Origin of the sequence: Xenorhabdus sp. SGI246, from assembly GCF_040838225.1 — a bacterium.
Taxonomy (GTDB): Bacteria; Pseudomonadota; Gammaproteobacteria; order Enterobacterales; family Enterobacteriaceae; genus Xenorhabdus; species Xenorhabdus indica.
Genome location: NZ_JBFPEZ010000021.1, coordinates 1 through 11,446 on the forward strand (window position 1 = coordinate 1; position 11,446 = coordinate 11,446).

Annotated in this window: 11 protein-coding genes and 4 pseudogenes; 10 read left to right on the forward strand and 5 right to left on the reverse strand. The window is 44.8% G+C overall.

The features are described 5' to 3' along the window. Positions 1-686 (reverse strand): hypothetical protein (locus ABLA85_RS05615; protein ID WP_367962115.1); only part of this gene is annotated, 686 nt, incomplete at its 3' end. Positions 687-1,041: 355 nt separating this feature from the next. On the opposite strand from ABLA85_RS05615, the gene ABLA85_RS05620 reads away from it, so the two are divergent. From ABLA85_RS05620 to ABLA85_RS05655, 8 genes and pseudogenes are all read left to right on the forward strand, one after another. Then, positions 1,042-1,434, forward strand: coding sequence for a TIGR03757 family integrating conjugative element protein (locus ABLA85_RS05620; protein ID WP_367962117.1), 393 nt, complete (start codon positions 1,042-1,044; stop codon positions 1,432-1,434). Continuing rightward, positions 1,431-2,393: a TIGR03756 family integrating conjugative element protein gene (locus ABLA85_RS05625; protein WP_367962119.1), complete on the forward strand. Its 963-nt coding sequence runs from the start codon at positions 1,431-1,433 to the stop codon at positions 2,391-2,393. Before ABLA85_RS05620 ends, ABLA85_RS05625 begins: the two co-directional genes overlap by 4 nt. Before the next feature lie 59 nt (positions 2,394-2,452). Next, positions 2,453-3,497, forward strand: a pseudogene (locus ABLA85_RS05630) (hypothetical protein). Between the two features lie 26 nt (positions 3,498-3,523). After that, positions 3,524-3,802: a hypothetical protein gene (locus ABLA85_RS05635; RefSeq protein ID WP_367962121.1), complete on the forward strand. Its 279-nt coding sequence runs from the start codon at positions 3,524-3,526 to the stop codon at positions 3,800-3,802. A gap of 33 nt (positions 3,803-3,835) precedes the next feature. Further along, complete coding sequence (locus tag ABLA85_RS05640; RefSeq protein WP_367962123.1) at positions 3,836-5,350, forward strand: conjugal transfer protein TraG N-terminal domain-containing protein; 1,515 nt, start codon at positions 3,836-3,838, stop codon at positions 5,348-5,350. Positions 5,351-5,556: 206 nt separating this feature from the next. Next, positions 5,557-6,003 (forward strand): transposase, encoded by a 447-nt coding sequence (locus ABLA85_RS05645; protein WP_367962124.1) that lies wholly within the window; start codon positions 5,557-5,559, stop codon positions 6,001-6,003. Between the two features lie 37 nt (positions 6,004-6,040). Next, positions 6,041-6,565, forward strand: coding sequence for an IS630 family transposase (locus ABLA85_RS05650; RefSeq protein ID WP_367962126.1), 525 nt, complete (start codon positions 6,041-6,043; stop codon positions 6,563-6,565). 454 nt (positions 6,566-7,019) lie between these two features. After that, positions 7,020-8,003, forward strand: coding sequence for a ParB family protein (locus tag ABLA85_RS05655; protein ID WP_367962127.1), 984 nt, complete (start codon positions 7,020-7,022; stop codon positions 8,001-8,003). Positions 8,004-8,030: 27 nt separating this feature from the next. Here ABLA85_RS05655 and ABLA85_RS05660 read toward each other — a convergent pair. Then, positions 8,031-8,170: pseudogene (locus tag ABLA85_RS05660) on the reverse strand (transposase); the annotation flags it as partial. Between the two features lie 205 nt (positions 8,171-8,375). Here ABLA85_RS05660 and ABLA85_RS05665 point away from each other — a divergent pair. Continuing rightward, positions 8,376-8,492 (forward strand): annotated as a pseudogene (locus ABLA85_RS05665) (IS110 family transposase); the annotation flags it as partial. Positions 8,493-8,722: 230 nt separating this feature from the next. Then, positions 8,723-8,996: pseudogene (locus tag ABLA85_RS05670) on the forward strand (IS4/IS5 family transposase); the annotation flags it as partial. A gap of 6 nt (positions 8,997-9,002) precedes the next feature. On the opposite strand, the gene ABLA85_RS05675 reads toward ABLA85_RS05670, so the two are convergent. From ABLA85_RS05675 to ABLA85_RS05685, 3 genes are all read right to left on the reverse strand, one after another. Next, positions 9,003-9,808, reverse strand: a protein-coding gene (locus ABLA85_RS05675) for an IS5 family transposase (RefSeq protein WP_367962128.1) whose coding sequence is annotated in 2 segments (ribosomal slippage) — positions 9,003-9,455 and positions 9,458-9,808 — 804 coding nt in all. Because the reading frame shifts where the segments join, the coding sequence is not laid out codon by codon here. Between the two features lie 370 nt (positions 9,809-10,178). Further along, positions 10,179-10,706, reverse strand: a complete 528-nt coding sequence (locus ABLA85_RS05680; RefSeq protein ID WP_367962130.1) for a phenylacetic acid degradation protein PaaY — start codon at positions 10,704-10,706, stop codon at positions 10,179-10,181. A gap of 320 nt (positions 10,707-11,026) precedes the next feature. Further along, positions 11,027-11,275, reverse strand: a complete 249-nt coding sequence (locus ABLA85_RS05685; protein ID WP_367962132.1) for a hypothetical protein — start codon at positions 11,273-11,275, stop codon at positions 11,027-11,029. Positions 11,276-11,446 lie beyond the last annotated feature (171 nt).

The following is an 11,446-nucleotide window of genomic DNA, read 5'->3' on the forward strand; positions in this document are numbered from 1 at the left end:
TAACCATTGGAAGCATAACCCCCGTTTTCAAGTTTTCTTGTCTTATCGAGTAATTCAAAGTAGTTGTAGATCTCCGATACCACTTTTTTATGTATTTCACTTTTAATAAAATTATTTACCCTGAATGGATCTTCATCGCTTTCATAATATCGCTTGCGCAAATCAAGAATATCCTCTTCTCCCTCGTCATACATTGACGAGGTGACTAAAGCCATAATTTCCTCTGATCGGTCTTTCTTGACGCCGGTAAAAAAATCATGAATGCACTGCTGTACCTGAGGTGTACATTTGCCCCGGGGTGTTGGTCGTTTGACTTCTTCAAACGTTGACTGTTCTGCCGACCTGTTTAACAGGTCAGTGAACATTTTTTTAAATTCTTTCGGACACTGCGTCTGTTTTACTTCCGCATAAACACAGCGACCAAAATGACTGGAATGGTGGGAGTAATTGTATTTTCTGATGGTCAGAACATAGGTACCCGGCTGCGGTTCATACCCTCTTATGTCAGTAGATTCATAAGAGAACGTAAAATAAATGCCGTTTTCTTTGTTATAGCCGGTCAGTTTTCTCGCCTCGGCAAAATCGTCAACCGTGCATCCCTGATCGCTATAAAAAGGGATTTCGCCATTAATAAAAAGAAACCAGCCGCCCGGAAAGGTTATCTGATTTTGCAGTAGATCTCTCATACAGTGTATTCCGTTTTAACATTGATCAGGTTAGCCAGTACATTCGTTGGTTAAAGTCCAGGTCAAATCGATTATTTATACACTTCTTTTTTGTGCATGATGATAGATGTTCACGCTTTTATCGGCCTATTTTTCATGAAGTTCATAACAAATTTTATCTGCTTATCAGCTCGGTCTGTTATTGCATTGATATTTATTAGGAATTTAGTGAAAGGCATACCCGTGTTATCGATATTCAGGTAACCATTGAACTGACCCGCGTATTTATTTTCATTTTCAGAAAATCAGTTAAAGACTGACTTTTACCGTGGCTTTCTTCACGCTGGTCTGTGGGTTTGCAACAGAGGCGGAGAAGATGAAAAAGCCGTATTTAGTGTTTTTACTGGGGTGGAGTATGGCAGGGAGTGCGGGGACAATCGTGTATACCGACCGCCAGCATCCACCTGACAATCTTTCCCCGGATACGCAGATTGTCTGGCTGGATGCGGCTGAACAGCGCCAACAGCAAATATTCGCACAACTTTCCGCTGAACCGCAGCAAGCAGCACAGCAGGCACAGGCGATACTGCAATCTCCTCAATGGCAGCAGCAGGAACAACAACTGGTCAAGGCTTATCGTGACATTATTCAGGCATGGCAACTCGGTGTGAATAAATATCCAGCAGTAGTCTTTGATAATCAATATGTCGTATATGGCACAGCGGATATCGCACAAGCTATTGTGTTCAGGGAGCAACATCAGCCATGAACATTCTTCGTCTGACTGTTCCCACAATAATCACGCTGATAACAGCTTTTACGCCAGCAGCACAGGCATCCATTAATACGGCACAAATTATCGCCAGCAGCTTATCGCCTTCCTGTATTCAGTGGCGGGTCAGCGGTATTTGCTACTGGCTGCTTTGTGGCTGGCATGGCTGCACAGTCAAAACCTCGGTAAAAGTCACGCATTTTCTCCCTGAAGCCGTCGTCTCCAGCTATCACACACCCGGGGGTAATCCGTGGCGGGAAATGGCGCCCGTCAGTCAGCTCTCTGGCGGAGTGGAAAATGCGGTGACTGATGCGTTATCCCATCTAAGTGCCGGTGGGTGCAATCACAATAGCCAGATTTCAGGTCAACGCCGTACCAGCCTGCGGTTTAAATATGCCGATGCTATCGGGCATCCCGCTACCAGTATGATGGGGGACAGTATTCCGGGGTTTTCCTGCCGCAGCGCGGCAACGCCCTTTGTGCCCTATTTTCTCAGCACACTGGATTCCATCGCCTGGCGCACCGGATTGCCGGAAACGTTCTATCCGGAAGCCCTGATACCCGGTCAGCGAGAACTGGGCAACAAAGGCAATGTCTGGGGCACTATTTACCCGCGCTCCGGCTTTATCAATCAGGCCGATGATAACCGGGCAGCGGCAGTCGTCGCGCAGCGGGTGGCAGACATTATTACCCGCACCGGGCAACCGCACGTTTATCAGACACTGAAAGGCACCCGCTCCGACGGTTACTGGCCCCCCGAACCCGTCAAAGAAAATACCGGCAGCAAAAACCACACATGGCAACGCTTATCACCACAGCTCAGCCAGTCCTGTGCCGTATTTCCGGATGGCGAACATGCGGTTGCAGTAGATGGCAATCAGGCATATGCCCTGTGGCAACCTTACAGTTGTTGCCAACGGCGGGGACAGCGTTTTCTCGGCAGTACGGATATCTGAACAGGGAAACAGTGATGAGAATAAGAAAAACAGCGTTACCGTTGATAACCAGCCTTATTATGCTGACTTCAACGCAATCCGGCGCCATCTCCGTGACATCATCTCAGCCCGGCGCCTCCGGCATCTCGCTTGCCTTGCCGCAGGTCAACCGGAGCGCACTGGGCTACGGTGCCGAAGCCAGTGGTGCCATCTCTGACACACTGTTCTATACGCTGGGTGGCGGTTCAGTCATCTCCGAGCCCGCCAGTCGGGGCAATTCGAACACGCTGGGATTGGAACTGGGCTGGCGCTCGGATTTGATGTGCGGCAATTTCGATTTAAAAACCACCGTTAGCAACCAGCTCAACGGCATCACTGCGGGGATGAAAAATCTGATGGGCGAAGTCATTCAGGGTGCGACCGGTGCTGAGCCAGTCATCCGTCAGCACCAAACAGTGCGAAGGCAGCAGCTGCCGAAAATTCAGCAATGCCCGTGAAGCCTCTGAGGCGGTGGTGAAAGTATTGGGTGACAAATCCATCCGCACCTGTGCTCATGCTGCTGAATGTGTCAGTGGCGGTGAAAAACACCAGCCGGGTGCGACCGTTGCCGGTACCGGGTTTGCCCCAATGCTGGAAGCACATACCAAAACCAATACCGAGCAGCTGGTGAAACTGGTCAGCGGCACAGAAAAGCCGACCCATGGGAATCTGGCGAAACTGAAAACCGGCAGCCTGACGGTCACCAAAGGGGTGATTCAGGCGTTACAGCGTGACCCGGACAAAGCCGCATTATCCGCACGTCTGGCAGGCGAACTGGCGATGGCAGAAACCGTCGAAACGGCACTGCTGATGCGCCGGATGCTGGTCACGGGCATGTCTGAACCGAATGCGGTAGCCCAATCCGAAGCACTGGCAGAAGGAGAACGGCGGATTGACGCGTTAGACCGGGAAATCAACGCCCTGAAGAACGAAATGCAACTGAAACGCGAACTGGCTCACAATGCCGTGTTGACCATTATCGAGCGGGATACGCAGCGCATTCAGGCGAACCCACAAAAACAAACGCCAGACAGCACCGATGCCCGGTTTCAGCAGCTGGAAAATCCCGGTCATCAACGGCGATAAGGAGATTGAGTAGCGATGGTGATGACATGGAAAAAAGGCGTCAGGCTGTTACTGATGGTGGTTCTGGTGATGATGGTCACGCTGGTCATGGGCGGGGTAGGACTGCATCAAGCCGGAAATCTCACACAGCTTCATCTCTGGATGCGGGAAACTGGACAGTTCTGGCTTATCTGGCGATTGTGCGTGTATACCGTCCTGGGTTGTTGCAGTTGGAAAATCTGGCAGCAGACAAAACACCGACCGGCATACCGCATGACCCTGATACGAATGATGGTCCTCAGCGGGCTGTTTATCCTGTTGTGTGAGTATGCCCTGTCGGGCTACAGCGGGGGAATGTCATGACCACCAACAGCTATCTGGAATATTTCCTGACTCTGCTGGGTTGGGTGGTGAATAACGGATTGTGGCAAATCCTGATTGCGACCGGATTGTTCACCACCCCATTGGTAATAAAAATTATTGCCATCTGGCTGAAAGTCCGGGAAAACGGTGAAGAAGACGGCAATGGCGGCCTGCAATCGCTGGCGCGGATCGAAAACACCCTGTATTGCGCTTTTTTCGTGATGGTGGTCTGCTGTGTACCGCTGGTAAATGTCAGCCTCAGCACGCTCCAGTATGACCAGTCCCGCGCCAAAAGCTGCGGCACCTGGACACCCAAAGCACCGGATAAAACGGGTTATGCACCCGCGATGTCTAGCCTGAATAACCAGACAGCAGCCGTGCCACTCTGGTGGGCGATAGTTCACCGGTTATCAAAAGGATTCACGCAGGCGGCGGTCGCTTCCATTCCCTGCCGACCGGATTTGCGGCAACTGCGTTTTGACGTCCAGCATACCCGCATCAGCAACCCAGCACTGGCGGCTGAGTTGCAGGATTTTACCAACGATTGTTATGCGTTAGCGCTCTATCAGTGGAAACAAAAAGATCAGGGGCAAACCACGGATGAAACCAAACTGAATGATATTGACTGGCTGGGCAGCCGCACATTTTTGGCGGGGGAATACACTCCCCTGCAATCGCGTCTTCCCAGAGCCGGTTTTCCGTGGAATGAAAACCGGGATAGCGGACGACCCTATACCGGTCAAGGGGGCTATCCCACCTGTAAAGCGTGGTGGTCCGCCGCCAAAACCGGGCTGAAAGACCGCGTACTGGCGCAGGCTGATCCGGGTTTGTGGTTACGTTTGTCAGCCACCTTAAAAATGCTGGGGAAAAACACGCAGGAATATCAGGAAGCGGTGATCCGCCGTCTGGTCAGCCCGGTCAATCTGACCGTATCGCAGGAAGGGTATGTTTATGCCGGGTATGGTGGCAATGCGGATACGACGCTGTTGGATGCCGGCAACCGGGTCGGCGCTTCGGCTGGTGCGTTATTAGGCGGGTTACTGGCGATGCCGATGTTTGATGCCGTGCGTCAGGCACTGCCGATGATGCAGGCGGTGATCCTGATGGCGCTGTACATCATTATTCCGTTGATTCTGCTGTTTGCCGCCTATGAATTTAAAACAGTTCTGACGCTGACCTTCGCTATCTTTGCGCTGAATTTCCTGACCTTCTGGTGGGAGACCGCCCGCTGGCTGGACAGTTATTTGCTCGAAGCCCTGTATGGATCTGATACCCACAGCCTGTTTAATCTGGCAGGGATTCAGAATACTTCGGATGATTTAATTATGGGGCTGATGATGGGCACCCTGTTTATTGTCCTGCCAATGGTCTGGCTGGGGGCATTAGCATGGGCCGGTGTTCGCATGGGGGATGTGGCGGGTATGATGAGTCAGGGCGTTGGGCAAGTTCGGCAATCTGCGGGGATGTTCGGGCAGATGGTGATGCAGAAGGTACTATCGAAAGGGAAATGATAACAAACTTTTTGGGGCGTGTAATAGCAAAAAATATGTGATCTAATAAACATTATTTCATTTTTTATGGTTACTTCAAGCGATTATTAAAGACAATTAAGATAATAAAATATACTATAAATAGTAGTGTATCTAGCTAAGTTGATCAGATAAACTATTTGCATTGTTGCTATAATCGGTAATCCGATGACTTATCGCCTGTTATTATGAAATCGAATATCACACTGTCTGAACCTGAACGTATTACATTACAACAACTTGCTTTGAATCACAGACATCGGGACATCCGTACGCGGGGAACGGGGTTGCTCATGCTTGCCAGAGGTATCAAACCCCGTCAGATCGCCGATGAGATAGGATGCAGTCTCAGAGCTATCTATGACTGGGTTCACGCCTGGCATAATTCAGGGATAGCCGGATTATTAGGTGGCCATGTCGGAGGCCGACATCCCGCCATGACACCGGACATGATTGCCACCGCGGTCAAATCCGACAGCGCAGAATCTCTGACGCTAGCCCGAATCGCTCAGAAAGTAGAGGACAAGCATGGCCCTTTGCCCTGTACGCTTGAGACGTTGGCAAATACCCTGAAAAGACAGGGGCTCACCTATACCTATAAACGAGCCCGCCTGTCTTTAAAAAAAACGAAATGAAGCGGAGTTTGCTGAAAAAGCCACTTTGCTGAATAAAATGAAGGTGGGCGCGCAAGCGGAGCATTACCGGTTGGTCTATCTTGATGAGGCGGGTTTTTATGCATCTCCACCGGTGCAATACGGATGGAGCCCAAGGGGTAAGCCTCATGAAACATCGCCGCAAAATCATGTCAGACGGTCAGTATTGGGGGCGCTAAATTACACCGATAACACGCTGTTTTACCAGATAATATCTGACAATGTCACGCGGGCTGATATCATGGATTTTTTAGAGCAGATCGCCCAACAAGGCGATGAACGCCTGACATTTGTCGTGTTAGATAATGCCCCTATTCATCATAGGATCGATGAAAAACGTAAAAGCCGCTGGTTACGAGAGCATAACCTATTTTTACTTTACCTTCCTGCCTACAGCCCAGAACTGAATCTGATTGAAATCGTCTGGAGGGAGGCTAAATACCACTGGCGACGTTTTATCACTTGGACTCAGGAAACCATGGAAGATGAAATCAATACATTATTAGCCGGTTATGGTGACCAATTTGCAATTAATTTCTCTTGAGGACTTAATTGGATAGATACATAATGTTATATCAATTTTCAAAACTAGTAAGATATTTTGCATAAACCTTGAGTGACGGATATTGAGTATGTTTGACCATTTAAGTTTATAAGAAACCAAGATGATAGCAATCATAGCAAGATTGTCTTAATTTTATTCAGATAAAACTTAACACAAACGGTGCCAATAAAAAATTCACTAGATTATTTAATTCAGAGCTTTATTTTGAGTGATTTTTAAACTTAATTTGATTGTAAAACAGTTGATTTAAACTATAAATAATTTTTTCGTGGTTATAATAAATAGCTTAGAAAATATGAGGATGTTTTTATTGAGCTAATCCAACCGATATATGTTTTCATTTACTGCGCTAATTTAGCATTATTCATCCTTTTACTGATAATTAGATATTTATTGTCTTAATAAATATATGGGAACCAAGGAATAAAAATTAATGATAGTTGAACATACCGAAACAATGGAATTTGGTGTAATCGATACTCGACAAATGTTTAACAATGAAGATGGAAGTTATATTTTTACATTATCGTCTGGAAAAACAGCAATATTCTACAAAACTATAATTTACAATCAGTATATTGAAGAAAGTACATTTGTTGATTGTCAAATTAATGGTAGAGAGCAAATAACTCTTACCGAGAAGTCACTTAATGACATTTTACGAACAATAAAGATACAGCAATTTTTTCCAGCCATTGGTTATAAAATTAATGACCGTATAGCCATACTTGATGGCTCCCGTCGTAGAGCTGCTGCTTTGATTGCAAAAGCAAATTTAGAAATTCTAGTTACAGAAAGTCAGATTTCTCAAGAAGATGCTCGTCAACTTGCAATGGATATCCAAACAGCAAAAGAACATAGCATACGAGAAATTGGAATCCGTTTAATAGCATTACGCAATAGTGGTATGAATAATAAAGAAATTGCAAAATTGGAAAAATTATCACATTCAAAAGTTACTCGAGCTATTCAAGCAGCAAGTGTACCAGTAGAAATGATAGAAGTATTTCCTGTTGCATTTGAACTCACACATAAAGATTACAAAATGCTTCTGGATGCATCAATATTAGCCAATGATAAAGATATAAATATATCATGCTTAGTCGATGAGGTTAAAAAAGAGGCTAAAAATATAGCTCAAGATATTCCAACTGATGATTATAAAAACAAAATAATTCAATTATTCCGTAAAAATGTAATGAAATTAAAGAAAGAAACACAGATACTACATGTAACTGTAGAAAACTTGTACGATTTCGATGATAAACGAACTTATGCCCGTAAAAGAACTAATACAAAAAATCGAACATTTTCTTATGAATTCAGCAAAATAAGTAAAAATATACAAATTAAGCTAGATGAAATAATTCAAACTCTAATTACACAAGAATTAGGAAAAAACAATTCATTGCAATAGGGGCTGTTGATGTTTTAAGGTCATAATTCAATCAACCCACATCGGTAACCAGACAATGATAAATGCCAGTGCCACCATGCTGGCATAATTCCGTTCAAGTTTATCGTATCTCGCGTGTCTATTGCTCGAAAATGTTTAATTCTGGCAAATGCATTTTCCACCAAATAGTTTGTCATAATGATGAGACTCTTATATTTAGGGGGATTACCTTATCATCTGGCTCCCCATGCGGGTAGAATGAATAATGAATATAAAACGTCAACAGGCTCTAAATGACTTATATGGACACCGGTTCAATTCAAATATGGCGCTCGTTCTGTCGTGTACCGGCTCAGCAAGCGGCCTGACGAACAATGTAATGAATTACAACGCTGGCTAAAGGGTTTGATAGAGCGTAGTGGAATCAATAAGGCAGCAGTAGCATTAGCCAATAAGAATGCCCGGATCGCGTGGGCCTTAGTGAATCAACAATCGGTTTATATTGCCTGATAAAGTTAAATATTAGATTAATCATGTTGTTGAAGTCCATAAGTAGATGTACTGACAGGTAGAACCGACTCTCTGTGAACCTGGTAAATGACTTAGCCCACCAAAGGCTGTTGAAATAATGAGGGCAGAGAGTGCGGATTTTCATCAGGGCTCGTTGAAGCCGAATATATGTTTGCGACTACTTTTGTCAGAAAAATACGTTACTATTTGAATTGAACCGGTGTCCATATAAGTCATTTAGAGAACCCTGGCTCATTTTTACCAGTATGGATGGTTTTAAACCTCGGCAGGTCATGAAATTATACAGCCGAAGAATGCAAATAGAGCAAAATTTTAGAGATGAAAAGAGCGAGTTATAGCTAAGGCGCGGGTCGCTTATCCGTATTGAGCCTTCTTGCTACGCTCAGTTCAATTGTCCTTTGGTTGATTGGGTTTCATGCTGAAAACAAAGGGTTACACCTCAATTATCAGGCAAATAGTATTAAATCAAGAAGAGTCATCTCTTAGAGCCTATCCCAATAGGATTTTATTCCAGACAATCATGGCGCAGGCAAAATGTAGCATCGCCTCATAGTTCTCGGCTTTTTTCTCCCAACGTATCAGTACGCGCCGAAAACGGTTCATCCAACTATGTGTCCTTTCTACCACCCAGCGATGTGCCTTAAAATCGGTGGTTTTTATTGCCGTTATCTCCTCTTTTCTCGATTGGATATGCAGTTCATAATGGCGACTTTTCAGGTAGGTTTCCAACCAGGCAGCTTCATAGCCTTTGTCCAGACATAGATGCAGTCTATAGCCCGGTCTGCCTGTCTGTAGGGCATCAAGTGTATCCGCAACCAGCTTAATGTCATGGGTATTTGCTCCTGCAACAACCAGTGATAGCGGCAATCCATTCGCATCGGTCATTAAGCTGCGTTTGACGCCTTGTTTTCCCCTGTCTGTCGGGTTGCGTCCTGTTTTTTTGAGCCTGCCAGCGGTGATTTTGTGAGGCAGCCATCCATCGACAGCCATGACCAGTCAATGGTATTTAATTGTTTGCAGGCCAGTAATCCGTTTTGCCAGAACCGCTCAAAAACGCCAGCATCACGCCATTCCTGAAAACGACGATGGGCCGAACTTGATGAGCAGATCCCTGTCGCATTCAGTGCATTCCACTGGCAGCCCGTGATGAGTACAAAGAAAATGGCATTCATGGCAGCACGATTATCAACGCGCTTACGATGTGTTCCCAACGGATGATTTGTCTTATGCTCAGGAATGAGCGGAGCCATTTTTGCCCAAAGTTCGTCACTGATTTTCCACTGATTGTTTGCCATACTTTTTCCTCAAAAATAACCATAACCGATTATACTATAATTCCTTTTGGGATAGGCTCTTATCTGACATTAGCGGAGAATGTATTACGCCATTCCCCACTAACCAAAGCAGCGCAGAACACCGAGATTTGGTTAAGACCAATAATAGAAAATATATTGCAAAGAGCCTGGTCGGAAACGTGTTTTTGGCTGGAAAAAGCAAAAGCGTATTATATCAGAATGCTTTCAAAACACCGCAAATAAAATCATCTAAAAACAAGACATTGGATGCGTGCTTTGAAAGACTTAATTCTTAAGATCCGGTATAAGTATCTCTGCTAGCATAGTTGTTAATGAGTAATGAAGATGACAACTATGCTGGTAGAGGAGGTTATTCTTTTATTTCTTTTAGTGTATTTCGACACCGTACGATTAATTCCTTGTATGCATGTGTACCGTTAAGTTTCCAATTTAATTGTTGTTCTGTCAAAGTACGCAAAACATGAGCTGGATTACCAACAATCAGTTGATTAGCTCCAAAAATAGAGCCTGCTTTAACAAATGACATTGCTCCTACAATAGAATTTTCGCCGATTTCTGCACCATCCATAATAACTGAATTTATTCCAATTAAAACATTACTACATATATGGCAACCATGTAAAACTGCACCATGTCCTATATGCCCGTTAGATTCAATAACTGTATCCTCATGAGGAAAGCTATGTATAATACAATTATCCTGAACGTTCGTACCATCCATAATTATTATGCGTCCAAAATCTCCTCGCAAGCTAGCATTTGGACCAACATATACCTGTTTTCCAATAATAACATTGCCAATTATGGCGGCCATTGGATGTATAAAACTAGTAGAATCTATAACAGGAGTGATTCCATCAAATTGATAAATAGGCATAATTATCGTCTCAAAAATTCAAATTTTATTTTACTGATTTTCTTGATTGATTTTATAAAAATAACTTTATCAAAACCATGTTCTACGCCAGCTTAAATATTAAAAATATTTATTTTAACGCGATGCTCGACTTTAACATCCTATAACGTTAGCTTATTGAAGCCAGTCGTGTTGACTTTTACCTTATTTAAAATTAGCAAAAATGCCCAACGTGTGAGAAAGAAGCTTTCTCGCTATTCGATTACTCAAATGCCACAAATCCCGCGCCCAGCACTTCTCGATAGCAAATTGTCCGGCGAGTTGACCAATCACGGTTTCAATTAAACGGCGTTTGGCGTTAATGGCCGTTCTCGTTTTTCTGGGGATCGGATCATCCATATTGGCACGTGCCGACTAATCATTTCAATACTCTCTTTCTTCATTTCCTTTTTAAAATCAACGCCTAAATGCCCTTTATCGCCGAGCAAACAGCCTTTTATCGGGGCGATCAAATCCCAGGCCGCTTCACGTTCACTGACACTGGCGGGAATCAACGTTATCCCCGTCACCACGCCTGTTTCATCTATCATGAGGTGCCTATATGAACGCATCCCGTTTGCAAGACAAAAATCACATTGACATCGACGGTAGGTTGCAGCTCTATATCCGGCCTTATTGCAGCCGATGCTGCGGGCCTCGATGTAATCCGCTGACTTACTCCTCATTCCTTTAGCGAGCCTTATGCTCAATACCTCATTCAG